We start from the raw sequence: 25,513 nt of genomic DNA, 5'->3' as shown, positions 1-25,513 counted from the left end.
ATCGGTCGGGCAGGGCGCCATCCATTGCCGGTGGCGCCTGCTTCCCCTATCTCTGATCCATGGCCAGTATCGAACCATCCGCGATCGCGTTGACGCCCTCGGCGGCGGCACGCGTTGCCGCGATCGCCGCCAAGCAGGCGAAGCCCGCGATCCTGCGGCTCTCGGTCGAGGGCGGGGGCTGTTCGGGCTTCCAGTATCGCTTCGGACTGGCCGATGGCCCTGATGCCGACGACACGATCGCCGAAACCGATGGCGTGCGATTGATCGTCGATTCGATGAGCCTCGATCTGGTGCGCGGCGCGCAGGTCGATTTCGTCGAGAGCCTGGGCGGCGCCGCGTTCAAGGTGACCAACCCGCAGGCTGCCGCGGGTTGCGGATGCGGCTCCAGCTTCGCGATCTGACCCTGTGCGAATCACGAGTTACAACGTCAACGGCATCAAGGCGCGGCTGCCACGGCTCATCGAGTATCTCGATGAGGTGAAGCCCGATGTCGTGTGCCTGCAGGAACTGAAGTCGAGCGACGAGACCTTTCCCGAACGCGATATCCGCGACGCGGGTTATGGCGCGATCTGGCATGGGCAGAAGGGCTTCAACGGCGTCGCCATCCTGGCGCGCGGCGCGGACCCAGTCGAGCGGCTGCGCGGGCTAGAGGGCGAGCCCGAGGACGAACATAGCCGCTATCTCGAGGCCGAGGTCGACGGCGTGGTGATCGCATCGATCTATCTGCCCAACGGCAACCCGCAGCCCGGCCCCAAATTCGACTATAAGCTGCGCTGGTTCGAGCGGCTGTCGGCGCGCGCACGGGCGCTGCTGGGCGAGGAACGCGCGGTGGTGCTCGCCGGCGACTACAACGTCATCGCCAATGACGACGACACCTATTCGGTGCGCGCGATGGCCAGCGACGCGCTGATGCAGCCCGAATCGCGCGAGGCCTATCGCCGGCTGCTGTCGCAGGGCTGGACCGATTCGCTGCGGACCCGCTTCCCCGGCGGCGGGGTATGGACCTTCTGGGACTATCAGGCCGGCGCCTGGCAGCGCGACGCCGGGTTTCGCATCGATCATCTGCTGCTCAGCCCGATGGCCGCCGATCGCCTGGTCGATGCCGGGGTCGACAAGGCCTATCGCGGGCGTGAAAAGGCGAGCGATCACGCGCCCACCTGGGTCCAGCTACGCTGATTGGCGCGCGGCGCCATGTTATGGCGCGATTCACTGACTACTAGTGTAAACGCCGAGCGAGAATCTCGCTAAGTTGTTGATATTGCTTTGATCGAGTGTCTGGCATGCTTAGTGCACTGCTACACGTGCCGCCGCGTAAGGCGGTTACGGAGGACAAGCCGATGACCCGTTTCACGCCGATTTTCGCCGCCGCCTGCGCGCTTGCAATCGCCGCACCGGCGCTCGCCGAAGACCCCAAGCCGGCGACGCGCGCCACCGCCGCCGAATCGCAAAAGGCGGCGCCCAACCCCAATCAGCGGATCTGCTTCCGCGACACGATCACCGGTTCGCGCATCCCGCGCACCGAATGCAACACCCGCGCCGAATGGGCCAAGCAGGGGATCAAGGTATCCGTACGGTGACGCTTCACGATGCCGGGCCGCGACGATCGCGGCCCGGTATCCGCCGCTACAGCGTGCGTTCGTAGATCGTGTAGCGCTTGTTGATCTTGGCGTGGATCGCATCGGCGATCGCGATCATCCCCTGATTGTCGTCGAGGATCCAGCCGATCTCGCCGCGAGTCGCGCCGAACTTGGCGAGCGTGTCGCGACGGACATATTCGATCATCATGAAGGCCAATTGGCTCGCCATCCGCGAGGCCTGCAGCCTTTTGACCACCCCCATCAGTGGCACGCGCACCGTCCGGCATTGCGGCGGCGTGCGCAGCCACCACAGCAACTTGGCCCAGCCGAAGGGGAAGAGATTGCCGTTCAGCGGCGCGATCGCTTCGTTGAGGTCGGGCAGGGTGATCAGGAACGCGACGGGCTCGCCATCGACTTCGGCAATGCGGATCAGGTCCTCGAACACGATCGGCTTCAGCTTGCGCCCGACATCGGCGATCTCGGGCGGGGTCAGCGGCACGAACCCCCAATTGTCGCGCCAGGCATCGTTGAGGATGGCGAGGATGATCCCAGCCTCTTCGTCGAAGCGCGACTTGTCGACCCGGCGGATGACGATCCGCTGGTTCTTCTCGCCCGCGGCGATGATCCGCTGGACGATCGGCGGGAAATCGGGGGTGATGTCGAGGTCGTAGGTGACGAGTTCCTTGGCGGGGGTGTAGCCCGCGCGCTCGATCCAGCCGCGCTGCTCGGGCAGGTTATGCCCCATCATCACCGTCGGTGGATGATCGAAGCCCTCGACCAGCAACCCCGGCTGTTCCCAGATCGACAGGCTGATCGGCCCCAGCGCACGGGTGAGCCCGCGATTGCGCAGCCATGTCTCGGCGGTGGCGATCAGCGCGTGCGCGACTTCCTCGTCCTCGGCTTCGAACAGCCCCCATTGCCCCGCGCCGGGGCCGAAGCCGCGGTCGGCGGGCATCGTCAGCGCCAGCGTATCGACATGCGCCGAGATGCGCCCGACGACCTGTCCGTCGCGTTCGGCCAGGAACAACTGCCCCTCGGCGTGGCTGAACCAGCCATTCTTGCCGGGGTCGATCGTCTCGGCCACTTCGCTGCGAAGCGGGGCGATCCAGTTGGGATCGCGGGCGTTGAGCCGATAGGCCAAGTCGATGAATTTGCTGCGATCGGCGCGTGTGGCGACGGGGCGGATGGCGATCATGGCAGCGTCGTCCCGCGTCGCCCGGCGGATGTCAACTTATTGAATGCCCATATACTGCCACTATCTGGCGTTAATGACGAGTACCATGAATTCTTTCTCTCTCGACGGGCTCGACGCCACCGGTATCGCCTCGGCGCGGCTGTCGCTGCCACTCGGCCAGGTGGCAGACGACAAGGCGATGTTGCGTACCGCCGCCGAAATGACGCGTGACCTGCTCGCGCCGCGGCCGGCGCTCTATTGGACCGACCTGCTGCTATCGACCGCGGTGGGCTATGCTGCGCTCGCTGGCGCGATCCTGTTCGAACCGCTCGACTGGGCGATCGTGTCTTGGCTCGTCTCGGTGCTCGCGCTCTATCGCGCCGCCAGCTTCATCCACGAAGTCAGCCATATGAAGCATGCCGCGGTGCCCGGCTTCCGGTTGGGGTGGAACGCGCTGATCGGCGTGCCGCTGATGGCGCCGTCGTTCACCTATGAAGGCGTGCACAACCTGCACCACGCCAAGACTCGCTACGGCACCGCCGAGGACCCCGAATATCTGCCGCTGGCGCATATGAAGCCGTGGAGCGTGCCGCTGTTCGTGCTGGTTTCGGCGCTGGCGCCGATCGGCTTCCTGGTGCGCTATGCGCTCCTGACACCCCTGACGATCCTGGTGCCGTGGCTTCGTCGCCCGGTCGAGGCGCGCTTCTCGGCGCTGTGCATCAACCCCGAATTCCGCCGCCGCCCGACCGAGGGCGAGGCGATGCGCCGCTGGTGGCAGCTCGAGATCGCGACCAGCATCTGGGCGATCGGCCTGATCGCCGCGACTGCGACCGGGGTGCTGCCGCTCAAGGCGTTCGTCATTTTGCTCGCGACGATCTCGGGGATGATGGCGATCAACCAGGTGCGCACCTTGGTCGCGCATCTGTGGGAGAATGAGGGCGAGGAAATGTCGCTGACCGCGCAATATCTTGATTCGGTCAACGTGCCGCCGCCCGCCACGCTGCCTGTGCTGTGGGCGCCGGTGGGGCTGCGCTATCACGCGCTGCATCATCTGCTGCCGGGGCTGCCCTATCATTCGCTGGGCGAGGCGCATCGCCGATTGTCGACCGCGTTCGACGGGCATTCGCCCTATCACAAGGCGAGCTACGACGGGTTGCCGGGGCTGCTGAACCGGCTGGTGCGCGGAACGCTGCGCAGCCGCTAGACGCTGCGGATCATTCCTCGGTCCGCACCAGCACCGCTTCGCCGATCAGGAAGAACAGCAGGAACGGTGCCCACGCCGCCAGGAACGGCGGATAGGCCCCAAGATTGCCCATCGCGAGCGCGAAATTGTCGGCGACGAAATAGGCGAAGCCCAGACCCATCCCGATCACCGCGCGGATGAAGAGCTTGCCCGATCGGGCGATGCCGAACGCCGCGACCGCGCCCAGCAGCGGCATCAGGATCGACGACAGTGGCCCCGACAATTTATGCCACAGCGCGCCCTCCAGCGCCTTCGTCGGGCGACCCGCCTGCTCCAGCTCGCCTACCGCGGTCTTGAGCTCGCCGAACGACAGCGCATCGGCCTCGACCGACGACAAGGTGAACTGATCGGGGCTGATCCCGCGCCCGATCACGATCGAGGGCAGGCGCTGCACCTCGCCGCGGCGAACGTCGAACCGCGTCGCGTTGGTCAGCCGCCAGCCATCTCCCTCGCGCACCCCGCGCTCGCCCATGATCACCGACACGATCGATCCGCCCTGGCGCTTATACTGGCTGATGCCGCGTAGTTGCGCCGCATCGCCGCGCCCACGCACTTCGCGCACCTGCACCAGGTCGTCGCCTTCGCGTACCCAGATATTCGCGCGATCGCCGCGATCGACGGGCATCGGCCCGAAATCGACCCGCTCCCAGGCGCTCAGCGTCGCGGTCGCGCGGCTGACGACGCGGTCGTTGAACGCGAACGACAGCACCGCGACGCCCAACGCAGTGACGATCAGCGGCGCCAGCACCTGGTGCGCCGAAAGCCCCGCGGCCTTGAGCGAGATGATCTCGCTATTCTGGTTGAGCGTCGATAGCGTGATAATCGTGCCGAGCAGCACCGCAAAGGGCAGGAAGCGCGCGATGATCTGTGGCGTGCGCAGCGACGCATAGCGCCACACCTCGGCCTGGCCATTGCCCTCATAGGCAAGGATGCGTCCGCTCTCGCTCAAAAGGTCGAGCGCCTGGAGCACCATTACGAGCGCCGCCAGGATGGCGAAGGTGCGGATCAGGAACATCTTGCCCATGTAGAGCGACACCGTCCGCGACGGGAAAAACGACACGTTCATTGCGATAGCGCCTTAAGGAAGCGATCGGGCATCAAGCGGTCCGGCGCCGGCCGGGCAGGCGGCTGGTCACTGCCTTCACCAGCTTGCCCGCCACGCGTTCGAGTCCGCCGATCGGCTGGCCGCCGGGGACATAGGCGATCTGATAATACATCCAGCCGACCAAGGCGGCGAACAGGGCAAAGGGTACCCAAAGCGCAATGATCGGATCGACGCGGCCGAGCCCGCCCACCGCTTCGCCATATTCGTTCACCTTGTGATAGGTGACGATCATCACGATCGACAGGAAGACGCCCAGCGCGGATCCCGACCTTTTGGCGGGAACGCCGAGCGCGAGCGCGAGCAGCGGCAGCAGGAACATCGTCGCCACCTCGACCACGCGGAAGTGGAACGCCGCGCGGCTGGTGTTGCGAAGCTCGGGGCTGGCATCGTCGTCACCGCCCAGCCGCACCAGCTCGGGCAGGGTGCGCTCGAGATTGCGGTCGCCGCGCGCGCGGAAGCGCCCGAATTCGGGCAGCGGGATCGGCAAATCATGGCTGGTGAAGGTCAGCACGCGCGGGCGCACGAAGCCGGGTGAATTATGCACCAGCGTGCCGCGCGTCAGGCGAAACAGGATCGTGTTCGGATCGTCGGTCGCGAGGAACTGGCCCTTCTCGGCGGAGGCGGCGTACCAGCCGCCCTCCTTGTCGCGAAAATTGACGAAGATGCCCGAGAGGTCGCGGCCGCTGTCGCGGCTGTCCTCGATCCGCATCGTCATGTCAGCGCCGAAGCTGGTGAATTCGCCGACCTTGATCGACGCGCCGAGCGCGCCCGATCGCAGCTCGAAGCGGAGTTCTTCGTAGGCATAGCGCGCGGTCGGCTGGACATAGCCGACAATCGCCAGGTTCAGCGCCGCCAGCACGATGGTGTAGAAATACGGCACGCGCAGCAGCCGCCAATAGCTCATGCCGACGCCCTGGAGCACGTCGAGCTCGGACGAGGCGGCCAGCTTGCGGAACGCCAGCAGGATGCCGAGCAGCAGCCCGATCGGAATGCCCAAGCCCAAATATTCGGGCAGCAGATTGGCGAGCATCTTCCAGACGACGCTTACCGGCCCGCCCTCGGTCGCGACGAAGTCGAACAATCGGAGCATCCGGTCGAGCACCAGCAGCATCGCCGCGATCACCAGCGTCGAAAACAGCGGCACCGCGATCAGGCGTGCCATGTAGCGGTCGATCGACTTCATGTCGGGAAAAGCGTGCTTTCGCTACGGGGTGAACGCCCGGCTATACCCGGCAGAGACCAAGGCGTCAGCATCGAATTCGCCATCGGTACGTCACCCCGGCCCTGGGCGAGGGGGCTAGCGCCGAGCGCCCAAGACGCGGCCGGATGCCGTAACCCCTTATTCCTCCCCCGCCAGGGGGAGGTGGCGGACGCTTCGGCGTCGGTCGGAGGGGGCGGATGGGGTGCGGTCGGTGGTTGTGCATTTTGGCTAACCAGCGCGTGCAGGTCGCGGGCGCTTCGTGTCCGCCCCCTCCATCAGACTTCGGCTGCCACCTCCCCCTGGCGGGGGAGGATGGAACGAACCCCAAGATTTACGAAATCACCCCCACCGCACGCCCCGCCGCGCCGAACATCGCCAGCACCCGCTCGATCTGTTCGGGGGTGTGTTCGGCGCATAGCGAACAGCGCAGCAGGAAGGTGCCTGCAGGCGTCGCCGGCGGGCGCGCCATGTTGACGTACAGGCCGCCTTCGAGCAGCGCCTGCCACATCACCACCGCCTGCTGCTGGTCGTCCAGGATGATCGCAATGATCGCCGAATCGGGCTGCGCGGTGCCGAGCTTAAACCCCATGTCGGTCAGCCCGCGATGCAGCGTGCGCGCATTGTCCCATAATTGCGCGCGCTTCTTGTCGGCGGTCATCAGCTTGCGGATCGAGGTCGCCGCAGTCGCGACCACCGAGGGGGGCAGCGAGGCGGTGAAGATATAGGGCCGGCACGACAGCCGCATCACTTCGAACTTGGGATGGTTCGACACGCAGAAACCGCCGACGGTGCCCACCGATTTCGAGAAGGTGCCGATCACGAAATCGACATCGGTGCCGAGTTCGAGCCCGACTTCCTCGTACACGCCGCGGCCATGCTCGCCGAAAAAGCCCATCGAATGCGCTTCGTCGACCAACACCATCGCACCATGCTTGCGCGCGACCTCGACCATTTGACGAAGCGGGGCGATGTCGCCGAGCATCGAATACACGCCTTCGAGCACTACCAGTTTGCCGGCTTCGGCGGGCAGCCGGCCGAGGCGCTTGTCGAGATCCTCGACCGAATTGTGGCGAAAGCGCACGATCTCGGCATTGCCCAGCGCGCAGCCGTCATAGATCGACGCATGGCTGTCGGCGTCGAGGATGATGTACTCACCCTTGGTGGCGATCGTCGACAGGATGCCGAGATTCGCCTGGTAGCCGGTCGAAAACACCATCGCGTGGTCGGCCCCGTAGAATTCTTTGAGCGCTTCCTCGGCATCGACATGGTCGCGGAAGGTGCCGTTGAGCATCCGGCTGCCATTGGTGCCCGATCCGAACTGGTCGAGCGCCGCCTTGCCCGCGGCGATCACGTCGGGGTCGAAGGTCATGCCCATATAATTATAGGTGCCGAGCAGGATCGTGTCCTTGCCGCGGATCACCGCCTCGGTCGGTGATTTCACGCGCTCCATCACGATCGCGAACGGATCGCGCACGCCCGTGGCCAGCAGCGCCTCGCGCTCGGCGATCAGCGGGTCGAACTTGCTGAACAGGTCGCGCGCGGGCGGCGCGGTCGCGGGTTCGACGGGCAGGGCATGGGGCGCGGTTGCGGCTTCGGTCATCTCAAATCCATCCTGGCCCGTTCGTCCTGCGTAAGGGCTGAGCTTGTCGAAGACCCGTATCGAAGGAACATGCCCAAGACGACCCGGTCCTTCGATACGCCATTTCGACGGGCTCAATGGCTACGCAGGACGAACGGTGGTTACTGCTTCAGCTTCTGCACCGCATCGACCAACTGGCCGACGGTTTCGATCTCGGCCTGCATGTTCATCGTGATCAGCACGTCGAACTCGTCCTCGACCGCGGCGACGAAATCCATCACCGTCAGGCTGTCCCATTCGAGATCGCCGGCGAAGGTGGTGCCTTCCTCCAGCGCGATGCCCTTCTTGTTGAAGGGTTCGATCTGGGCGGTGACGGTGTCGAAGATCGCCTGACGGTCGGACATTCGGTGCTTTCTGGCTAAGTTGCGTATCGGCCTGCCAGCAAAATGCGGCGGCTTTCCGGCGCTGCTATAGCAGGCCGTTGGCGCGATACCACTGGGCGGTGGCAGGTAGCCCCTCTGCAGCGGTGATCCGCGGTTGCCACAGCGCAGCGGGCGGGCGGCGATCGGGGTCGGCGGTCCAGTCGGGATGGCAGAAATAGGCGACGCGATCGGGGGTCAGCTTGGCCTTGTCCCCCTGTACCGCGCGCGCGACCCGCGCCGCGATCGCCAGCAACGGGCGGGGCAGCGACAGCGGCATCACCCGCTGGCCGACCGCACGACCGAGCGCGCGCGCGAAGCTGTCGTGCGTCCAGGCGCCGGGGGTCTGGTCGTCGACTTCGTAGATCTCGCGCGCGCCTTTGCTGCCCGCGAGCGCGAGCAGCAGCCGCACCAGATCATCGACGTGCAGGATCGAAAGCTTGCCCGGCGGCGGCAGCGGCATCACCCCGCGCGTCGCCAGCCAGAACATATCGCGCAGCTCCATGTCGCCGGGGCCATAGATCGCGGGCGGGCGGACGATGTCCCAATCGCGGTCGCTCGCGGTCACCAGCGCGTCACCCTGCGCCTTCGACCAGCCATAGGTCGAAAGATCGGGCTCGCGCGCCGCGAGCGACGAGACATGGACGAAGCGTGCGACCCCCGCCGCCTTGGCTGCGTCGAGCACCCCGCGCGTGCCGTCGATATTGCCCGCGACGAACCCCGCGCGGTCGGGGGCGTTCACCACGCCAGCGACGTGGATCACCGCATCGGCGCCCTCGCAAAGCGCGCCGATGCGATCGAGCGCGCCTTCGATCCAGGTCACCCCCTCACGCGGCGGCTGCGCGCGGCGGGTGAGGGCGCGCACCGGGTGGCCATCGGCGAGCGCCCGCGTGATCAGCCGCGACCCGACGAAGCCGGTCCCGCCGGTGATCGCCAATACGCTCACAGCAACGCCATGTGGTTGCGATGCACCAACGCCGAGCGCGGCGCGTAACCGAGCAGGTCACCCAGTTCGTCGCTCCGCCGCCCGATCACCAGCGCGGCATCGGCATCGCCATATTCGGTTAACCCCCGCGCGACATGGCTGCCATCGGGTGCGACCAGCAGCACCAGGTCGCCGCGCGCGAATCGCCCGTCGATCCGCTGTGCGCCCGCAGGAAGCAGGCTCTTGCCCGCGCGCAACGCCTCGACCGCGCCGGCATCGATATGGATCGCACCGCGCGCGGTAAGCCCGCCGCGCAGCCACGCCTTGCGCGCAGGCGCGCTCGCGGGGGCGACGAAGACGGTACCATGGCCGCTGTCGGCGAAGCGTTGCAACGGATTCAGCCCATGCCCTCCTGCGATCGCCAGATGCGCGCCAGCCGCCGTCGCGATCCGCGCCGCCTCGACCTTGGCGAGCATGCCGCCCGATCCCATTCCCGATCGCGACGACCCATCGGCCATCCCCTCGATCGCGGCGATCGTCTCGACGCGCGGGATCAGCGTCGCCGCCGGGTCGGTCGCGGGGTTGGCGGTGTAGAGCCCGTCGACGTCGGACAGCAGGATCACCCCCTGCGCCATCGCCGCGCCGGCGACCCGCGCCGCCAGCCGGTCATTGTCGCCGAAGCGAATTTCCTCGGTCGCGACCGAATCATTCTCGTTGATGATCGGCACGACGTTCAGCCGCAGCAGCCGGTCGAGCGTCGCGGCGGCGTTGAGGTAGCGGCGGCGATCTTCGAGATCGTCGAGCGTCAACAGCATCTGCGCGGCGGTTAGCCCTTGTTCGTGGAGTAGCCCCGCCCAGGTGCCCGCCAGCGCGATCTGCCCGGTCGCCGCCGCCGCTTGCGCATCCTCGAGGCTCGCGCGGCCGCCCTTGGCGAGCTTCAACCGCCGCGCCCCCAGCGCGATCGCGCCCGACGACACCACCGCGATTTGCTGGCCCGCACGCGTCCGCTCGGCGATGTCGGCGACCAGGCTCGCCAGCCAGTCGCGGCGAATCTCCCCCGCCGGATCGACCAGCAGCGAAGACCCGACCTTGACGACCAGCCGCGGACAGGCGGCAGGCGAAAAGGTCACGCTTGGGCCTGCGAGTGCGCGATCAGATCGGCGACCATGCCTTCACTTCTCCAGCACCCTCGTCGTCCTCGTCATCATCATGGTCGAGCTCGTAATGCGTCCGCTCGACCGGGCCGATCGTCTCGATCATCCGGTCGAGCAGCGGTTCGATACCCGCGCCGGTCGCGCCCGAAATCGCGAAGATCTCGGCACCGCCCGATGCCTCGCGCAATTCGGCGGTCATCGCTTCGACCAGTTCGGCATCGAGCAGGTCGCATTTGTTGAGCGCGATCACCTCGGGTTTGTCGTCGAGGTCGGCGCCATAGGCGGCGATCTCTTCGCGAACGATGCGATACGCTTCCATCACGTCATCGCCATTGGCGTCGACCAGATGGAGCAGCACGCGGCAGCGCTCGACATGGCCCAGGAACCGGTCGCCGATCCCCGCGCCATCGGCGGCACCCTCGATCAGCCCCGGAATGTCGGCGAGCACGAATTCGCGCGACTTGTGGCTGACCACGCCCAATTGCGGGCGCGTGGTGGTGAACGGATAGTCGCCGACCTTGGCCTTGGTGTTGGTCACCGCGTTGATGAAGGTCGATTTGCCCGCATTGGGCAGCCCCAACAGCCCGGCATCGGCAAGCAGCTTCAGCCGCAGCCACACCCACGCCTCGTCCCCCGGCCACCCGCTGCCATGCTGGCGCGGGGTGCGGTTGGTCGAGGTCTTGTAACTGGCGTTGCCGCGCCCGCCATCGCCACCGCGCATGAACACCTGGCGCTGGCCCGGCTTGGTGAAGTCGGCGAGCACATGTTCCTTGTCCTCGCTGATGATCTGGGTGCCGACGGGCACCTTGATCACCAGATCCTCGCCGCCGCCGCCGGTGCGGTTGCTGCCGGCGCCGCCATTGCCGCGCGGCGCGCGGAAATGCTGGGTGTAGCGAAAGTCGATCAGCGTGTTGAGGCCGGGGACGGCCTCGAAGATGATGTCGCCACCCTTGCCGCCGTCGCCGCCGTCGGGGCCGCCATATTCGATATATTTCTCACGCCGGAAGCCAACCGCTCCGCCGCCGCCCGCGCCCGATCGGACGAAGATCTTTGCCTGGTCAAGAAAATGCATGGGGTGCCGATAGCGCAGTTACGGGGAAATGTCGAAGCCTACGGAGTCCTCCCCCGCAATGGGGAGGTGGCAGCCCGAAGGGCTGACGGAGGGGGCGGAGTACCAACGGCCGCTCGTGCCCGCCCCCTCCACCGCTTCGCTGGTCCCCCTCCCGCTGGCGGGGGAGGATCTAGGCGTTCACCCCGTGCGATCGCACCAGCGCCTGCAACGCCAGTCGCCTGGCGGTATCGCGCGGCAGGCCGAGCGCCTTGGCCATCGGCCCACCCATCAGCGCATCGCCCAGCGCCATCAGCACCAGCTGCAGCGTGTCGTCATGGATCGGCCGGTCGCCATGGCCCGCCGCCGAAAGATCGTCGACCAGCCGGTGGATCGCCTCGAGGATCGGGTCGAGCGCGTCGTTGTTGCCCGACAGGATCATCCAGCTCGCCAGCGCGCCGGCGCCTTCCTTGTCGAACGCATCGAACGTCAGCTCGACCACCTCGCGCGGGTCCTGCTCGGCGCGCGCGCGCAAGGCCGCGGCACCGATCTTCGCGGTGATCGTATCGGCCATGCTCTCGGCCAGCGCCTTTTGCAGCCCCGCTGCCGATCCGAAATGGTGGAGCAGATTGGCGTGGGTGCGCCCGATCCGCGCCGCGACCGCCTTGAGCGTCACCGCCTGCGGGCCGGCTTCGATCAGCAGCTCGCGCGCGGCCTGCAGCGCAGCGACTCGCGACTGCTCCGGGCTAAGCCTTTTGCGTTCTATTGACATGAATGTAAGTAGCGATTATCTCGGGCCATCTGTCGCAAACCGTGGAGGATTTCGGTGTCGAAAGCAAAGACTCCCGCCGACCTGACGATCACCCCGCGCGATCGTCGCTTCGGTCGCGGCGGCGATCGGTATCGCCGCTGGTGGCTGAACGACGATCCGATCGCGACCGCCTTCTACAACGCGCTGTCGGTCACCTTCCCCAAGGGGGAGGGGTTCTTCGTCGATTCGGTGCGCAAGTTCCGCGACGATGCGCCGCCGCGGCTTGCCGCCGAAATAAACGCGTTCGTGAAGCAGGAAGTGCTCCACACGCGCGAACATGTCGCGTTCAACCGCCACGTCACCGACCAGGGCTATGACGTGTCGCGGCTCGAGCGGCGCGTCGATGACGAACTCGCGATCACCAAGGGGCGGCCGCCGATCGCCAATCTGGCCGCGACAATGTGCCTCGAACATTTCACCGCGATCCTGGCGCACGAGCTGGTCGCGACGCCGGCGCATCTGGCAGGCGGCGATGCGGAGGCGGTGGCGATGTGGCGCTGGCACGCGATCGAGGAGATCGAGCATAAGGGGGTCGCATACGACACCTGGATGCACGCGACGCGCGACTGGACCCGGCTGAAGCGCTGGTATGTAAAATCGCTCGTGATGGTGATCGTGACCGCCAAGTTCTTCCACGGGCGGACCACCGGGATCCTTGACCTGCTCGACCAGGACGGGCTGCGCGGGCCAGCGGTGCAGTGGCGGCTGTTCCGCTACGCCTTCGGCCGCCCCGGCATGGCGCGCAAGATCATGGGCGCCTGGGCAAGCTTCTTCCTGCCCGGCTTCCACCCCTGGAACCACGACGATCGCGCGCTGATCGGCAAGGTCGACAGCAATTATGCCGCGGCGAGGATGCCGGCGGTGGCGTAAGTCCCCCTCCCGCTTGCGGGAGGGGTTAGGGGAGGGCCTGTCACGCCGCCGCTTCGACAAGCCCTCCCCCGACCCCTCCCGCAAGCGGGAGGGGAGAAGGCGTTCTGCTTTCATACAGCACGCACGGCACCGCGACACCGCGGGCGCGCGACCAGCGCGGCTCGACCGCCCCGGTCGGCACAAACCCGAGCTTTGCGAGCACCCGGCCCGACGCCGGATTGTCGATGAAACGCCCCGACCCGATTCGTTCGATCCGCAGGCTGGCGCGCAGCGTATCGAGCACCGCCGCGCCCGCCTCGGTCGCATAGCCGCGCCCCCAGGCATCGCGCCTTAGCCAATAGCCGAGCTCGAGCGCGCCGGCGTCGTCGCGGTGCACGCCGATGCTGCCGATCAGCCGGACCGCGCGATCGACATGCTCGAAGATCAGGAAATTGGGTTCACCCGCGCGCGCAGGCTGCGCCAGGAATGCCGCCGCGTCGACGGGGCCATAGGGCCAGGGCGCCCGTGCGAGCATCTTGACGATGCCGCGATCGGCGATCGCCGCGCACAGAGCGGGGGCGTCCTCGGGCCAGCCGGGCCGCAATGTCAGTCTTGCCGTTCGTATGAACATGCTCGCGCTCCTCGCAAACGCCGTCGCCGGCGAGCGGCGGGGCAGGGGAGGGAGCATGAAAAAAGGGAGACCGGGGTGACCCGTCTCCCTTGTTCGCTGGTTCCTTGACGGAACACCGGGTCGCCCTGGTGGGCAACCCGGCCGGTTGCCCGTTATTCTGCGGCTTGCGCCATCGGCTGGACCGCACAGAAGGTGCGGCCGAGCTTGCCCTTGTTGAACGCGACATGGCCGTCGACCAACGCGAACAGCGTGTGGTCCTTGCCGATGCCGACGTTCGGGCCGGGATAGAATTTGGTGCCGCGCTGGCGCACCAGGATGTTGCCCGGCACGACCAGCTGGCCGCCGAACTTCTTCACGCCAAGGCGCTTGCTCTCGGAGTCGCGACCGTTGCGCGACGAGCCGCCTGCTTTCTTATGTGCCATTGTCTATGCTCCTCGTGCTCGGATCAGGCCGTAGCGTCTTCGCTGGCGCCGGCCTTGGCCTGCTCGCCCTTGGCCCGCTCGCCGCCGATCGCCACGATCTTGAGGATCGTGTGATTCTGGCGATGGCCGTTCTTGCGGCGATAATTGTGGCGGCGACGCTTCTTGAAGACGATGACCTTGTCGCCCTTCGCCTGCGCAATGATCTCGGCGGCGACGGTAAGCCCGCTGCCAGCCTTCAAATCGCTGCCTTCACCGGTCATCAGGACATCGCCCAGCGTGACCGAATCACCAGCTTCACCGTCGATCTTCTCGACGACGATCTTGTCTCCGGCGGCAACGCGATACTGCTTGCCGCCCGTGCGCACGACTGCGAACATGGGCTTTCGACTCTTCTTCAATGCGTAATCCCCGCGAAAAGCCAAAGCCCCGCGAGAAGGAAAGGTGCGGTTATGCCAAGGGGCGGCGGCTGTCAACCGCCTGCGCCCCTGGATGTCAGTGCCGATGGCTCTGTTTCAGCCGATATCGACCGTTATCGAGCTTGTCGAACAGCCCGCCGATCGCCGGATGGTCGATCGGCTCGTCGCTGTCGTCGGTCACCAGGTTCTGCTGGCTGACATAGGCGACATAGCTCGAATCGGCATTTTCAGCGAGCAGGTGGTAGAAGGGCTGGTCCTTGCGCGGACGAACGCTCTCGGGGATCGCGTCATACCATTCCTCGGTATTGGCGAAGACCGGGTCGACGTCGAAGATCACGCCGCGAAAGTCGAACAAGCGGTGGCGGACGACTTCGCCCACGTTGAAGCGCGCATGCGCGATCGGCGGCAGCGGCACGCCGGGGTCGAGCGGGTGATCATGGGGAAACTGGTTTTGCGACATGCCCCCAATCTAATGGTTGTTGCGCAGTGCACAAGCAGCCCCTTGCACGGCTGTCGATTGTCGATTAGACGCCCGCCTTCGTCGACCGGAGCCGGTCTCGGACACGCTGTCCGCCGGCACCAAATGACCTCGCGGAGAGGTGGCAGAGTGGTCGAATGTACCGCACTCGAAATGCGGCGTGCCCTTGCGGGTACCGTGGGTTCGAATCCCACCCTCTCCGCCAAACAGTCTTCGAATTCCTCGGGTCCGAAGAATGCGCCTGGTAACTGGCGCGTTCCCGGGCCGTTTTGGCTAGGTGAGGTACTGCAGAGACGCATCGGCGGCCAAAGGTAGCGCGGTTTCCCGTCCGATTCTCTGCAAGGGGTCACGGCAGTACCTCATCCGTGCGATGTACGCGGACGACGATAGCCTGAATGTGCCGTTCCTTCGCGGGTTTTCGGCATCTCACCGGGCAGTACGGTTCCGCGCCTGGGCCCCGTCCCACCAGAACCAAATTTCCAACGGCCGGGATCCACCGATGGATGGGGGCTGGGACTAGACCAAGTGGTTGATCTGTATTGAAACTATTCGCCGGGCAGAGGGTGAAGCTCGCAATAAATTGCAGGTAGGTTGCAGGGGCTATTTGGCAGGTTAGACGGCTTTGGCAGGAGGCCGAACGCAATCTGGCAGGCCGCGTTTACCAGACTGGGTCAACGGCGTTTTGCAAGTCACGTCGGCGGGAAATCTGGCTGATCAAGCCGTTTACTTTGCACCCAACAGCAATCAGACAATTGGATCAGCGGGCGGTGGGCAGCGCTGCCATGTAAGCGACGATGGCGTCGTCAATCGCCGCATTGGTGTTGGACATGATGGCAGCGTCGAGTTGCTGTCTCGCGCAAATAAGCGCTGGGTTAGGGGTTGGTGCTGGCTGATCCGGTTCGGGTTCCACGGCGGCGCACTCGATGACCAACCGCAGGAACGCGGTCGGCGAAGTGCGGCGACTGGTCTGACCCGTAGCCAAGCGCAACAGCAGTGCTTCGAACAGCGGAACGGTACGTCGGCGACCGTTGGAAGTGCGGACTGCGGTCGGCGCGTTCGCGACCAGCAGCACCGAAGCCCGCCATGCTTCATGCGCTGCGATGGCAGGAGCGGCTGCTGCCCGGCCGCGCCCCCGGTCCGGCGAGAAGCCAGGAGCAAAGCGCCCGCCAGCGTCCCGTCCGTTCAATACCCCCGCTCCCGCCGCTTTTCTCGGCGTTCGAGCTCCTCCAGAAAGGACGCTGCGTCCTTCGTCAGCTCGATGACGTCCTTCGACGCAAGGCGATTAGACGGCTTGCCGGACGCCAGGCCCCATACATTCGCCTCCAAGAGGGTAACGTCCTGCGGCTTTCCAGCGATCATCATCTGCGTCCGGCTGGTAAAAACACGGAGGATCGTGCGATTGATTTCTTCCAAGTTCATTAGCTCCCCCCGCCGACGGGTACGCGCCCCCTCGGGGTTGCCAGACTGCCCCTTGGCAAACCGGCCATTGCCGCCGCGCGCGACGCTGCCACTCATGCCGCGTCCTCCAAGGCAAGGGTCGCGACGCGGTCCATCTCTGCGTTGCGGCGTGCGTACACCTCGGCGAACGTTTCTCCGGTAGCCACGAGCACCGCGTCGCGCTTTGCAAGCTTCTCCCAACGGCGGATCGTAACCGCGCAATAGTTGGGCTCATACTCGATCAGTCGGCCATGGCGGCCCGTCTTGTGAGCGGCAATAAGAGTGGAGCCCGAGCCACCGAATGGGTCGAGCACGATCTCGCCGCGCTTCGAAGTGTCCTTTATAGCATCCATGATCATCGTTACCGGCTTCACAGTCGGATGCAGCGCAAGCTCGGGGTCCCGTCCCGTCCTGGTTGCACCGCGATAGTGCCAGACGTTGGTCCGATAGCGCCCGTTCCTGCCGAGCTCGACCGTGTTGAGGTGTGGCGCCTTACCCACCTTCCAAACGAATACCATTTCGTGCTGGCTTCGGTAGAAGCTTCCCATGCCGCCATTGTCCTTGACCCAGACGCACAGGTTCTGAAGACCTGAATACACCTGCCGGCCGGCCCTCTGCATTTCCTCTACGTGCCCCCAGTCCATGCACTGAAAATGAATAGCGCCGTCGATGCTCACTGCCGCGGCATTAGCGAACACGCTGCGCAAAAACTCGGCGAACTGTGCTTCACTCATCTCGCCGCTGGCTAGCCTCGCAAGCAGTCGGAGCGCAGCCGCAGAGCCGACACCCGGACGCTGTGCAGGTGCTCACCTACCATCAAGCGAAGGGCCTGGAGTGGCCGATCACGGTGTTGGTTGAACTAGAATCCAAGGCGAAGGGTTCGCCGTTCGGCATCGTCGCCGAAGACGAAAGTCCGCCGGACTGGCGTGCGCCGCTTGCAGCGCGTGTCCTACGTTACTGGCCATGGCCCTATGGCGAGCAGCAGGTAGGTGTAGGCCTGGACGTCTCGGCGCCAGCAAGCCCTCAGGGCATCGAAGCGCTTGCCGCTGAACGGCTTGAACGCACACGGTTGCTATATGTCGGCATGACGCGACCGCGCGACCACTTGGTTTTCGCGCTCACGGGGCAGCCGGCGGAATGGCTGGACGAACTAACGGGTGACGACGGTGCGCCCCTCGTCGCTGCCAGCAGCGGCGTCGTCAGTGTGGGCGGAAGACGGTTTGAGGTGCGCACGCCGTCTCCAGCTTGCGATTCAACGCCCCCCGCGGCCGGTGAGTTCGTCCGACCATTGTTTGAGCGCACTGCGCACCCGCCGCTGCGGCTCCGGCCCAGTGCGACTGCGGCCGACGGTATCGTCGCGGTAGTGGAGACCATCAGCGTGGGACCAAGGATCGCGCTTGTTGGCGATCCCGACCTTCAAGCGCTCGGAGAGGCCTTCCATCGATTTCTTGCCTGTGACGACCCAAGCATCGACCCGCAGACGCGACGCGAGGTGGCTACTGACATGTTGTCCCGGTGGGGTGCTCTGCAGGTCAATCCGAATTATCTCGTCGCCGTCTCGGACCGTTTTCATTCCTTCCTCAGCGGGCGCTTCGGAGATTCTGCCAGGCTGCGGGAATGGCCGGTCCATGCGGCGGTGGGTATGCAGACAATCGGTGGCCGCATTGATCTCCTTATTGATGACGGAAACGGCTTCGTCGTGATCGACCACAAGAGCTTTCCTGGGTCTATGGCTTTAGACGAAAGCAGATTGCGTTCCTTCGCCGGCCAAGTCGCACTGTATTCTAGGGCGCTCGAGGAGGTGACCGGGCGCCTGTGCAGAGAATTCTGGGTGCACCAGCCGGTCGCCGGCGTCATGACGAGGGTCGAACTGCTGGGAGCGCAGTGATCGTCAATGGGTTACCATCGGCAGTTACCGGGGCTTTGCCGCTACCTCACTGCCGCATGCTTGATACTATTCGAAGAAGCACGGTGACCCCCAGTGCAGAATTGCTTGTGTCTCAATGTCGAGATTCTCTAACCGGGCAGCTAGCTCCCGGTCCGGTGCGACCGCGCGGACCGCCTCCGTGATTTGGTCGATTGGCGCGCGGATAAAAGCCAGCGGTACTGTCAAACTAACCAGCATCTGGTTCGTTGTGCCTCCGCTTCGGAAAAAGACGCATTTTCGGCGGGAGGCGAACGCGATACAAGCCAAAATCAAATAGTGAACATACGGTGGTTGCGAGCGCTCCAATCACAGTTTGAACCAACCTGGATAGGGGCGGTGCATCAGCTCTGACAGTACCTTCCAAAACCTTCTTGGCATCAGCTACGTTGCAGCGTCAGGTACGACCTTCCAGTCTAACATTTCTGGCGCGCGAGCGAACAAGTCGAGCAGGTCTGGTAAGAGACTTCGTTGCCGACGTATATCCTCGAACACACTCAAATGCGGCGTCTTGAGGAGATCGGTCTCCAAATGCGCCAGTTCGTGCGCGTCGGCCTCGTTTTCCTTCGAAGCAACATATTGATGCATTCGTGCCGAGAACCCGCCGAACGCGTTTTTGCGCGCTTCGCGGATTGCTTCGCGGTTGAGGCCAAGAACATCGATCGTGAAGGTTGCGCGGGCAAGATCGGCCTCGCCGAGCCCGTCCAGCGGCAGAATGTCAAAAGTGCCTTGAATGCGCGTTCCCCCGGGCGTCACACCTCCAAGGTCAATCTCGAGGAACGAGAACGGGTCCTCTGTGCGCGGATCGATGAAGCCCGGTACGCCCGCTGCAGGCGGTACGACTGCGTCATTGCGCCCGCGCATGAACTCGTCGACGATCGTTCCGTTCAGCACGCCGTAGCGGTTGCTTTTCGGACCGTTACAGGGACCACAAGCGAACAGGTAGTTACCCCAAACAAAGGCGTGCTCGGGGAACAGGTTTTTTGGTTGAATGTGCTCGATTTCGTCAGCAAGGGAATCTTCGCAGTAGCTGCAACGTGCCGAGCCGACGCACATTTTGGCGAGGGTCTCACGTATCGTCTTGAAAGCATCCTTCTTCGCATTAGAACTGATCTTTGCATCCCACTCACTCTTGGCCTTGGCCACGCGTGCGGGATAGTCCGCTGGTTTATCGACGATCGCCTGGATCGCATTTAACGTCTTGAGAGCCGATTCAGGCAGATCACGCACAGCAATCTTAAGCATTAGGCTGCGACCGTTGCCGCCGTCGTCGGCAGCATCGATCGTAGATCTTCCATACGATCTTCGTCGCCCGCGGCGAGTTGGCCTTTCAGCGCCTTGCGGTTCAACTGCGCCAATTCGTTCATAAGCTGCTTCGAGTCCTCGGAGCGCGCAATGTCGCGACCGAAGAATTCGGTTCCAAAAGCGTCTAGGATCGACCCATGTATGAGGCGGTTCAACGCCACGCCCTCGATCAAGCCGGATTGCTCTCCGCTCCCCGGACTCGCCAGCCGCCAGACAGTCGTCGCGTTCCGGCAGATGATCGGACTGTGGGTCGTGACGAGAAATTGAACCTTCGGGAAGCAGCGGGTGAACCAGGGCCCTATGTCCCGCTGCCAAGACGGGTGCAGATGGGCATCGACTTCGTCGATGGCGACGACGCCGGGTAGGTTGACGGAGCTCCCCGCGATGTCGAGGGCGTTCACAACGGCATCGACCCCGTACGACCGGGTCATCTGCCGGAGGATCTCGAAAATCATCGAGAGGACGGAGCGATAGCCGTCGCTCAATTGCTCTACGATTACTCGCGCTCCGTTCGCATCGGTGATCACGATCTCTTCGCTTCGGACCTCGGAAATTTTCGCCCCATGCGGGAGCAGCTCCGAGCTATTCAAAAACTTGATCAGATGCTCGAGCAGATGGCCGTCCTCCGAACTGCTTTCGAGCTGGCGTACGCGCAATTCGCGAAGCCAGCGCAACCCTTCGGTAAGCGCGACATCCTCGCCAAACGCGGAGAGGTGGGGAGCCAGACGGGGATTGGAGAAGAACAGTCGGTCATACTGTTGGTCGCCGCCCGTGAACCGCCGAAAAGGGCCGAAGGATGCCGAGAACCAGCCCGCATTTGTGCCCCAGATTGAGCGAGCGCCAACCTGCTGACCGGTCCCAGGTGTGACGTCCACCCGGGGTCCGCCGATCGAGGATTCAACCGCTTTGAAGAGCAGCTCCACGTCGATGGTATCCGTGCGCCGGCCAGTCTTCGTGAAAATGTCTTTCGGATCGACTTCGACCTGAAGTTTGATCGAGGCATCCTCCGATCCGTAACGTTGCCAGTTACTCCAGTTCTGTCTGAGCGCGGCGGCTTCTTTAGGGCCGGAGAGCGCTAGCGCAAGCGAACGCACCACGCTCGATTTTCCTGCGCCGTTAGAGCCAAGAATAACATGCCAGCCTGCGGTCTGTGTCGACGCGAAACGCAGGTCCAAGCTGTCGATCGACCGGATGTTCGCGATCTGGAGGCGTCTGACATACATGATAGCGGATCCATCGGCGGGAGGGCTGGCATAACTTTCAGCGACTAGAACTTCTAGCGAATTACCCCGTCGGAACCAACAGCCGTCATCCCCGAAACGCTGGGTGGTTAATCAGAGCAATCTGCCGCCTATTTGACCCTTATCTCAGCGGCCTACCAAGCGGATCGGGTTGATCGCGCGTTTGAGGCTTTTGACGGAACGCGCGTCCGGTTTTTGCTAGCGCGGTCATTCGTGGTGACCGCTATGCTCCATTTTTCGCCGTTCTAACGGCGCTGCGGGGTGATCGAGAACTGATGAATGGACGTCGGAAATTGGGAAGGCGATTAGCCGCCGGGAGTGGCCGGGTTTGGCTCGAACTCGCTACTTGTCGCCGGAAGCCGCCTGTTTGCGCGCTTGGTTGGCGCTTTCCGCCTTCAGGGGGCGCGACACGGGGCAGACTTCCTGGACGTAAGCGTTGAGGGTATTGGCGAGATTGTCCGCGACCAGTCGGTAGAACACGAACTGGCCGCGCTTCTCGCTCGCCACCAGTCCAGCGTTCTCCAGCACGGACAGATGCTGGGATACCGCGGGTTTGGACATTTCGAAGCGCGACGCGATCTCGCCCGCGCTCAGTTCGGCATGCGCCAGATAGGCTAGGATCTTGCGGCGGGGGATGGAGGCGAGTGCCTCGAAAACTTTCTGCATGCCGATTAATTAAGGGATGAGCTAACCACTTGACAAGGGGCGCCGTCTCGTGGGTAATTAAGCCCTGAGTTAAACACCTGGAGGCTGGCATGACACTCTATCCCGATCGCTGCCACGTGAACACGCTGGTTGAGCTGCCCGGAAGCAGTCCGGTTGCGGGCGTCGTACGGTGGGATTCAGTGCATTCTCTGTGGACCGGCACCATGATGGCCGCTTCGTTGGTGGTGGCGCCATTGCTGTTCAGCTGGGGGGCGCTGGCGGTGTGCTTGCTGCTCACTGGCGCGACGCTATTGCTGGGCCATAGCGTGGGTTTTCATCGCCGGCTGATTCACCGCAGCTTCGAATGCCCGTTGTGGCTGGAGCGGCTGCTTGTCTGGATCGGCACGCTAGTCGGCATGAGCGGGCCGTTGCGGATGATCCGCACCCACGACCTGCGCGACTGGGCGCAGCGGCGGAGCGATTGCCACGACTATCTGGCGCACCGCCGCCCGCCGCTTCACGATGCATGGTGGCAGCTGCATTGCCGGCTGGAGCTGGCGCATCCGCCCGCGTTCGATCTGGGCCGGGCGGGGCGGGACCCGTTCTACCGTTTCCTGGAGGCGACGTGGATGGCGCAGCAGCTGCCGATCGCGGCGTTGCTGTTCGCTGCCGGGGGCTGGAGCTGGTTGGTCTGGGGCATCTGCGTACGTGTCACGCTGTCGGTGACGGGGCACTGGTTCGTCGGACACATGGCACACCGGACGGGGCCGCAAAGCTGGTTGGTGACTGAGGCGGGCGTGCAGGCGCACGACGTCCCCTGGGCGGCAATCGCGACGATGGGCGAGGCCTGGCACAACAATCACCACGCGTTTCCGGGATCAGCGCGGATCGGTCTCTACCCCGGCCAGAGTGACTGGGGGTACGCGTTCCTGCTGCTTCTGGAGAAGGCCGAGCTTGTCTGGGATATCGCGCTGCCGCAACATCTGGCGCGAGAGGGTGCGTTGACCCGGGTTGCGCCTGAACATGGGCATCCGAGCCCGCCGGCTGCGGTCGCTGTCGTGGGAAGGGGTTGAGCCGATGCCTCGTTTGCCTTCCTTCGCCGGCACGACGCGCCCGGCCGATTACGCGATCCTCGCGCCGGTGCTGCTACTGGTGCCGCACCTTGCCGTGTTCCTGATGCTTGTCGGGAGCGGCGGCTCGCTCGTCCCCGATGCAGGCTTCTGGCTGTTGCCGCTCCGGCGGTTCGCGATGCGCCCCGATCTGCCGGCTAGCCAGGCCGCGTTGGCCTTTGCCATCTCGCTGACCTCGGCCGGCGTCCTGGCGCTGGTGTCGTTCCGGCGCGCAAACTGGTCGGGCGGGGGGCATGCGCTCGCGGCGGTGGCGGTCGTGCCCGCGCTGCAGTTCGCCGTCGTGCTGGTGCTGGCGTTGCTACCACGCTTTGCTCGACGGACGGAGGCCGCACCGGAGCGCGTGCCGGGGGCGGATGTCGCGCATGTGATCCAAGGCGTGCTGGCGGGTGTCGGGCTGATCGTCGCGGCGGTGCTGATCTCCGCGCTGACGCTCGGCAGCTATGGCTGGAGCCTGTTCGTGGCGACGCCCTTCCTGGTGGGCGTGACCACCGGCTATCTGGCGAACCGGCGGTTGCTGCTTACGGGGCGCAGCACCGCGCGGCTCGTGCTGATCTCGGCGGCGCTGGGGACGGTTGCGCTGGTCGCGTTGGCGCTTGAGGGCCTCGTCTGCATCCTGCTGGCCGCTCCGCTCGGTGCGATCGTTGCGGTGGTCGGCGGTGCCGCCGGGCGTGCGGTGGCACGAGCGGCGCTCGGCAACAGCCGGCCGCTGGCGAGCGTGGCGCTGTTGCCCGCGCTGTTCATGCTGGAGGCCGCGATGCCGCCCGAAGTGCCGATCGCCAGCCGACAGTCGGTCGACGTGGCGGCCCCACGCGCGGCGGTCTGGGCGGCGCTGATAGGCAACGGAACGATCGCGGGCGGCCCGGGACTAACCGGTGCGGCGGGCCTCGCCTATCCCGTGCGCGGGCGGTTGCTGGGGCAAGGCGTCGGCGCAGTGCGACTGGGCGCGTTTTCGACTGGTATCGCGCGCGAGCGGGTGACGGAATGGGTGCCCGGTCGGCAGCTTGCCTTCGCCGTGCTGACCCAGCCGCCCGCCATGGAGGAGATGAGCCCGTATCGCCGCGTCCACTCACCGCACGTCCAGGGCTATTTCGACACCGGCACGACCCGCTTCACGCTCCTGCCGCTTCGGGGTGGGGGCACCCGGCTTGTCATCGACGCCCGCCATGTCCTTCGCATCGATCCGGGGCTGTACTGGGAGCCGTTGGCCCGGCTTGCAATCCGGATCAATTTGTCCCGGGTGCTCAACGACCTGAAGCGGAAAGCCGAACAAGTCGCCAAGGCTGATCGAGTTCTAGATGTGTAGCTCCGTTCGCCAGGACAGGCTTCGATACCCCGATGAACAAACGGCTGTTTTCGGAGAATGAATGATGCCTGCTGAGCGTCCGGTTGTGGGTCGTCACTACCGGAGCCGATCCGAGCTCGGGTCGCCCGCTTTTTGCAACCCTCGCTGTTTGATAGGCATGCGGAATCGATCGCACCGCACGCTGCGCGTCGCGGGATCGAGGCGGCTCGCGGCAGGACTGTCGCAGATCACGAGCACGTCGCGTTCGCCGTTGATCCCGTCGAGTAACACCAACCCCTCCGGGTGATCGTCGCCGCGACCAAAGGGGAGGTCGATGATCCGTTCCGGCCTGTGCCGTCGCACCACTGTATAATCCCGCGGCGGATCGCCGAGCCAGTCTGCCCAACGGTAAATGGCGCATGGCCCGTCGAGCCCGGTCGTCGGTCCCGCAAGGATCAGGAGATCCGCGCCATCACGCTTCAGGTCGCGGATACCCAAGCCGTCCAGCTCGAGAAGGCGCATGTGAAGTTGGCCGGCGATCGTCAGGCGCCCCGAAGGCTTCGGAACGATCTCCACCTCCAGCAGCACGGCGTAGGTCTGGATGACCGGCCCGCGCATGCCGATCGCCACCCTACCGCCCGCAACGGCAATCCCCTCCAGATCGACGCCGCCTTCCTTGGCCGCGATCCGGGTGAACGGCTTCAGAAGCGCGCTATCCTTCATCATATGCGCCAGGCGATTGCCGTGTTTGGTCTGGCGCACCATGCCTGCACGGCGCTCTCCATCGAGCCGCACCGGCCGCATCGTGGCCGGAATGTTCGGGTCTACGGCCAGCGGCACGCGCGCGAGGAGACAGCGGGGGCGGGTATCTTTCAAGGTCGCGAATGCGGACAAGTCGATGTGGTCATTGTCTGCTTTCCCCACCTTGGGGCGCGTTCGGGCGTGCGACCCCAGCACCCAGAGCCAGCCACCGTCCTCCGCAAGCCCTTCGATATCGGCCTCCTCTGAGGCATCGAGATCGAGGATAGCATCAAGCGGGAAGCGCTGGTGGTCTGCCCACGCGGCCGCGCCGCGGCTTAACCGCTCCAGACAGACACCCTCGTCACTACCAAGGAACAAGGTGTTCCCGTGCCGAGCGGCGGCGGACAGATCGAGGGTCGGATCGTCCACACCCCCGCAGTCGGCATCCAGCACCAGATCTTCCTCCCCCGCAGGTTTGGTCGTGGAAGCCCAAGGCGAACGCAAGGAAGGGGATTTGGGCATCTACGGCTTTCAACGGCGATTGGGCTTTGCGCGTTTCCTCTTATGAACCAAATCCGTCGTCCAAACGAGATGAACTAACGTCCGCTTGCGGGCCGGGCCGAGAATAGGCTGAACGTCCGCTTGTGGGTCGTGATGTCACGTAGCTGCCCGTCGGCATTGCGCCCCAATTCCTGCCGTCGAGCGACGCTCTGAGCGACGCCAGAAGCTGCCAAACGCTCCGCCCGCGGCTTCTGCATAGAAGCGGCTCGACAATT

28 protein-coding genes and 1 tRNA gene are annotated in these 25,513 nt (G+C 64.9%); 9 read left to right on the top strand and 20 right to left on the bottom strand.

The genetic code is table 11. The features are described 5' to 3' along the window. Positions 1–59: 59 nt before the first annotated feature. From erpA to NMP03_RS07925, 3 genes are all read left to right on the top strand, one after another. On the top strand, positions 60–401 hold the full coding sequence (gene erpA, locus NMP03_RS07935; protein ID WP_256507934.1) for an iron-sulfur cluster insertion protein ErpA: 342 nt from the start codon (positions 60–62) through the stop codon (positions 399–401). A gap of 4 nt (positions 402–405) precedes the next feature. After that, on the top strand, positions 406–1,176 hold the full coding sequence (gene xth, locus NMP03_RS07930) for an exodeoxyribonuclease III (protein ID WP_256507933.1): 771 nt from the start codon (positions 406–408) through the stop codon (positions 1,174–1,176). A gap of 161 nt (positions 1,177–1,337) precedes the next feature. Next, entirely contained in the window at positions 1,338–1,577 is a 240-nt protein-coding gene (locus NMP03_RS07925) for a hypothetical protein (protein ID WP_256507932.1), read from the top strand. A 46-nt stretch (positions 1,578–1,623) separates the two neighbouring features. On the opposite strand, the gene NMP03_RS07920 is transcribed toward NMP03_RS07925, so the two are convergent. Continuing rightward, a complete protein-coding gene (locus NMP03_RS07920) occupies positions 1,624–2,772 on the bottom strand; it encodes an N-acetyltransferase (RefSeq protein WP_256507931.1) in 1,149 nt (382 codons plus the stop codon). Between the two features lie 85 nt (positions 2,773–2,857). Here NMP03_RS07920 and NMP03_RS07915 point away from each other — a divergent pair, with 85 nt between their 5' ends. Continuing rightward, on the top strand, positions 2,858–3,955 hold the full coding sequence (locus NMP03_RS07915) for a fatty acid desaturase family protein (protein ID WP_256507930.1): 1,098 nt from the start codon (positions 2,858–2,860) through the stop codon (positions 3,953–3,955). A gap of 10 nt (positions 3,956–3,965) precedes the next feature. Here the strand turns inward: NMP03_RS07915 and lptG are convergent, their stop codons facing one another. The 8 genes from lptG to NMP03_RS07875 form a co-directional block, all read right to left on the bottom strand. Beyond that, positions 3,966–5,060, bottom strand: a complete 1,095-nt coding sequence (lptG, locus tag NMP03_RS07910; RefSeq protein WP_256507929.1) for an LPS export ABC transporter permease LptG — start codon at positions 5,058–5,060, stop codon at positions 3,966–3,968. Between the two features lie 31 nt (positions 5,061–5,091). Further along, a complete protein-coding gene (locus NMP03_RS07905) occupies positions 5,092–6,261 on the bottom strand; it encodes an LptF/LptG family permease (RefSeq protein ID WP_256507928.1) in 1,170 nt (389 codons plus the stop codon). Positions 6,262–6,631: 370 nt separating this feature from the next. Further along, positions 6,632–7,900, bottom strand: a complete 1,269-nt coding sequence (gene spt / locus NMP03_RS07900; RefSeq protein ID WP_256507927.1) for a serine palmitoyltransferase — start codon at positions 7,898–7,900, stop codon at positions 6,632–6,634. Positions 7,901–8,040: 140 nt separating this feature from the next. After that, positions 8,041–8,283: an acyl carrier protein gene (locus tag NMP03_RS07895; protein WP_256507926.1), complete on the bottom strand. Its 243-nt coding sequence runs from the start codon at positions 8,281–8,283 to the stop codon at positions 8,041–8,043. Between the two features lie 64 nt (positions 8,284–8,347). Continuing rightward, entirely contained in the window at positions 8,348–9,244 is an 897-nt protein-coding gene (locus NMP03_RS07890; protein WP_256507925.1) for an NAD-dependent epimerase/dehydratase family protein, read from the bottom strand. Next, a complete protein-coding gene (proB, locus tag NMP03_RS07885; protein ID WP_256507924.1) occupies positions 9,241–10,353 on the bottom strand; it encodes a glutamate 5-kinase in 1,113 nt (370 codons plus the stop codon). Before proB ends, NMP03_RS07890 begins: the two co-directional genes overlap by 4 nt. Positions 10,354–10,375: 22 nt before the next feature. Next, the gene (gene obgE / locus NMP03_RS07880) at positions 10,376–11,449 is read right to left on the bottom strand and encodes a GTPase ObgE (protein WP_256507923.1); all 1,074 of its coding nucleotides are present in this window, start codon (positions 11,447–11,449) and stop codon (positions 10,376–10,378) included. Positions 11,450–11,618: 169 nt separating this feature from the next. Next, positions 11,619–12,197 (bottom strand): TetR/AcrR family transcriptional regulator, encoded by a 579-nt coding sequence (locus tag NMP03_RS07875; protein ID WP_256507922.1) that lies wholly within the window; start codon positions 12,195–12,197, stop codon positions 11,619–11,621. A 54-nt stretch (positions 12,198–12,251) separates the two neighbouring features. On the opposite strand from NMP03_RS07875, the gene NMP03_RS07870 reads away from it, so the two are divergent. Continuing rightward, entirely contained in the window at positions 12,252–13,106 is an 855-nt protein-coding gene (locus NMP03_RS07870) for a metal-dependent hydrolase (protein WP_256507921.1), read from the top strand. A gap of 40 nt (positions 13,107–13,146) precedes the next feature. Here the strand turns inward: NMP03_RS07870 and NMP03_RS07865 are convergent, their stop codons facing one another. From NMP03_RS07865 to hspQ, 4 genes are all read right to left on the bottom strand, one after another. Next, entirely contained in the window at positions 13,147–13,716 is a 570-nt protein-coding gene (locus NMP03_RS07865) for a GNAT family N-acetyltransferase (RefSeq protein WP_256507920.1), read from the bottom strand. A 152-nt stretch (positions 13,717–13,868) separates the two neighbouring features. Then, positions 13,869–14,138 carry a 50S ribosomal protein L27 gene (rpmA, locus tag NMP03_RS07860; RefSeq protein WP_033920798.1) on the bottom strand — a complete coding sequence of 90 codons (270 nt, stop codon included), beginning with the start codon at positions 14,136–14,138 and terminating at the stop codon, positions 13,869–13,871. 23 nt (positions 14,139–14,161) lie between these two features. After that, positions 14,162–14,515 carry a 50S ribosomal protein L21 gene (rplU, locus tag NMP03_RS07855; RefSeq protein WP_256508058.1) on the bottom strand — a complete coding sequence of 118 codons (354 nt, stop codon included), beginning with the start codon at positions 14,513–14,515 and terminating at the stop codon, positions 14,162–14,164. Between the two features lie 115 nt (positions 14,516–14,630). Beyond that, positions 14,631–15,014 (bottom strand): heat shock protein HspQ, encoded by a 384-nt coding sequence (hspQ, locus tag NMP03_RS07850; RefSeq protein ID WP_256507919.1) that lies wholly within the window; start codon positions 15,012–15,014, stop codon positions 14,631–14,633. 133 nt (positions 15,015–15,147) lie between these two features. Between hspQ and NMP03_RS07845 the strand changes: the two genes are divergently transcribed. Further along, positions 15,148–15,237: transfer RNA gene (locus NMP03_RS07845), tRNA-Ser, on the top strand. Between the two features lie 552 nt (positions 15,238–15,789). On the opposite strand, the gene NMP03_RS07840 is transcribed toward NMP03_RS07845, so the two are convergent. From NMP03_RS07840 to NMP03_RS07830, 3 genes are all read right to left on the bottom strand, one after another. Beyond that, entirely contained in the window at positions 15,790–16,104 is a 315-nt protein-coding gene (locus tag NMP03_RS07840; RefSeq protein ID WP_256507918.1) for a hypothetical protein, read from the bottom strand. Positions 16,105–16,214: 110 nt separating this feature from the next. Then, positions 16,215–16,547 carry a DUF5681 domain-containing protein gene (locus NMP03_RS07835; RefSeq protein WP_256507917.1) on the bottom strand — a complete coding sequence of 111 codons (333 nt, stop codon included), beginning with the start codon at positions 16,545–16,547 and terminating at the stop codon, positions 16,215–16,217. Continuing rightward, positions 16,544–17,203 (bottom strand): DNA-methyltransferase, encoded by a 660-nt coding sequence (locus NMP03_RS07830; protein ID WP_256507916.1) that lies wholly within the window; start codon positions 17,201–17,203, stop codon positions 16,544–16,546. The genes NMP03_RS07835 and NMP03_RS07830 overlap by 4 nt, the downstream gene beginning before the upstream one ends. A 62-nt stretch (positions 17,204–17,265) precedes the next feature. On the opposite strand from NMP03_RS07830, the gene NMP03_RS07825 reads away from it, so the two are divergent. After that, a complete protein-coding gene (locus NMP03_RS07825; RefSeq protein WP_256507915.1) occupies positions 17,266–18,357 on the top strand; it encodes a PD-(D/E)XK nuclease family protein in 1,092 nt (363 codons plus the stop codon). A 420-nt stretch (positions 18,358–18,777) separates the two neighbouring features. Here NMP03_RS07825 and NMP03_RS07820 read toward each other — a convergent pair whose 3' ends face one another. The 3 genes from NMP03_RS07820 to NMP03_RS07810 all read right to left on the bottom strand — a co-directional run bounded on the left by NMP03_RS07820 (position 18,778) and on the right by NMP03_RS07810 (position 21,605). After that, positions 18,778–19,638 carry an HNH endonuclease family protein gene (locus NMP03_RS07820; RefSeq protein WP_256507914.1) on the bottom strand — a complete coding sequence of 287 codons (861 nt, stop codon included), beginning with the start codon at positions 19,636–19,638 and terminating at the stop codon, positions 18,778–18,780. Further along, on the bottom strand, positions 19,638–20,921 hold the full coding sequence (locus NMP03_RS07815) for an AAA family ATPase (RefSeq protein ID WP_256507913.1): 1,284 nt from the start codon (positions 20,919–20,921) through the stop codon (positions 19,638–19,640). Before NMP03_RS07815 ends, NMP03_RS07820 begins: the two co-directional genes overlap by 1 nt. A gap of 360 nt (positions 20,922–21,281) precedes the next feature. After that, positions 21,282–21,605 (bottom strand): metalloregulator ArsR/SmtB family transcription factor, encoded by a 324-nt coding sequence (locus NMP03_RS07810; RefSeq protein ID WP_256507912.1) that lies wholly within the window; start codon positions 21,603–21,605, stop codon positions 21,282–21,284. A gap of 89 nt (positions 21,606–21,694) precedes the next feature. Here NMP03_RS07810 and NMP03_RS07805 point away from each other — a divergent pair, with 89 nt between their 5' ends. Both NMP03_RS07805 and NMP03_RS07800 read left to right on the top strand, forming a co-directional pair. Next, positions 21,695–22,657, top strand: coding sequence for an acyl-CoA desaturase (locus NMP03_RS07805; RefSeq protein ID WP_256507911.1), 963 nt, complete (start codon positions 21,695–21,697; stop codon positions 22,655–22,657). Between the two features lie 4 nt (positions 22,658–22,661). After that, entirely contained in the window at positions 22,662–24,017 is a 1,356-nt protein-coding gene (locus tag NMP03_RS07800; protein WP_256507910.1) for a hypothetical protein, read from the top strand. Between the two features lie 96 nt (positions 24,018–24,113). Here the strand turns inward: NMP03_RS07800 and NMP03_RS07795 are convergent, their stop codons facing one another. Continuing rightward, positions 24,114–25,190 (bottom strand): DUF3616 domain-containing protein, encoded by a 1,077-nt coding sequence (locus tag NMP03_RS07795; protein WP_256507909.1) that lies wholly within the window; start codon positions 25,188–25,190, stop codon positions 24,114–24,116. Between the last annotated feature and the right edge of the window lie 323 nt (positions 25,191–25,513).

It is taken from the genome of Sphingomonas qomolangmaensis (assembly GCF_024496245.1).
GTDB lineage: Bacteria > Pseudomonadota > Alphaproteobacteria > Sphingomonadales > Sphingomonadaceae > Sphingomonas > Sphingomonas qomolangmaensis.
This window is presented reverse-complemented; position numbering and strand designations above follow the sequence as displayed.

Bases quoted from the DNA above. Each gene is read 5' to 3' on its own strand.
- erpA (WP_256507934.1), top strand. From the start codon at position 60: ATGGCCAGTATCGAACCATCCGCGATCGCGTTGACGCCCTCGGCGGCG.
- NMP03_RS07925 (WP_256507932.1), top strand. From the start codon at position 1,338: ATGACCCGTTTCACGCCGATTTTCGCCGCCGCCTGCGCGCTTGCAATC.
- NMP03_RS07920 (WP_256507931.1), bottom strand. From the start codon at position 2,772: ATGATCGCCATCCGCCCCGTCGCCACACGCGCCGATCGCAGCAAATTC.
- NMP03_RS07915 (WP_256507930.1), top strand. From the start codon at position 2,858: ATGAATTCTTTCTCTCTCGACGGGCTCGACGCCACCGGTATCGCCTCG.
- lptG (WP_256507929.1), bottom strand. From the start codon at position 5,060: ATGAACGTGTCGTTTTTCCCGTCGCGGACGGTGTCGCTCTACATGGGC.
- NMP03_RS07905 (WP_256507928.1), bottom strand. From the start codon at position 6,261: ATGGCACGCCTGATCGCGGTGCCGCTGTTTTCGACGCTGGTGATCGCG.
- spt (WP_256507927.1), bottom strand. From the start codon at position 7,900: ATGACCGAAGCCGCAACCGCGCCCCATGCCCTGCCCGTCGAACCCGCG.
- NMP03_RS07895 (WP_256507926.1), bottom strand. From the start codon at position 8,283: ATGTCCGACCGTCAGGCGATCTTCGACACCGTCACCGCCCAGATCGAA.
- obgE (WP_256507923.1), bottom strand. From the start codon at position 11,449: ATGCATTTTCTTGACCAGGCAAAGATCTTCGTCCGATCGGGCGCGGGC.
- NMP03_RS07875 (WP_256507922.1), bottom strand. From the start codon at position 12,197: ATGTCAATAGAACGCAAAAGGCTTAGCCCGGAGCAGTCGCGAGTCGCT.
- NMP03_RS07865 (WP_256507920.1), bottom strand. From the start codon at position 13,716: ATGTTCATACGAACGGCAAGACTGACATTGCGGCCCGGCTGGCCCGAG.
- rpmA (WP_033920798.1), bottom strand. From the start codon at position 14,138: ATGGCACATAAGAAAGCAGGCGGCTCGTCGCGCAACGGTCGCGACTCC.
- rplU (WP_256508058.1), bottom strand. From the start codon at position 14,515: ATGTTCGCAGTCGTGCGCACGGGCGGCAAGCAGTATCGCGTTGCCGCC.
- hspQ (WP_256507919.1), bottom strand. From the start codon at position 15,014: ATGTCGCAAAACCAGTTTCCCCATGATCACCCGCTCGACCCCGGCGTG.
- NMP03_RS07835 (WP_256507917.1), bottom strand. From the start codon at position 16,547: ATGAGTGGCAGCGTCGCGCGCGGCGGCAATGGCCGGTTTGCCAAGGGG.
- NMP03_RS07830 (WP_256507916.1), bottom strand. From the start codon at position 17,203: ATGAGTGAAGCACAGTTCGCCGAGTTTTTGCGCAGCGTGTTCGCTAAT.
- NMP03_RS07820 (WP_256507914.1), bottom strand. From the start codon at position 19,638: ATGCTTAAGATTGCTGTGCGTGATCTGCCTGAATCGGCTCTCAAGACG.
- NMP03_RS07815 (WP_256507913.1), bottom strand. From the start codon at position 20,921: ATGTATGTCAGACGCCTCCAGATCGCGAACATCCGGTCGATCGACAGC.
- NMP03_RS07810 (WP_256507912.1), bottom strand. From the start codon at position 21,605: ATGCAGAAAGTTTTCGAGGCACTCGCCTCCATCCCCCGCCGCAAGATC.
- NMP03_RS07805 (WP_256507911.1), top strand. From the start codon at position 21,695: ATGACACTCTATCCCGATCGCTGCCACGTGAACACGCTGGTTGAGCTG.
- NMP03_RS07800 (WP_256507910.1), top strand. From the start codon at position 22,662: ATGCCTCGTTTGCCTTCCTTCGCCGGCACGACGCGCCCGGCCGATTAC.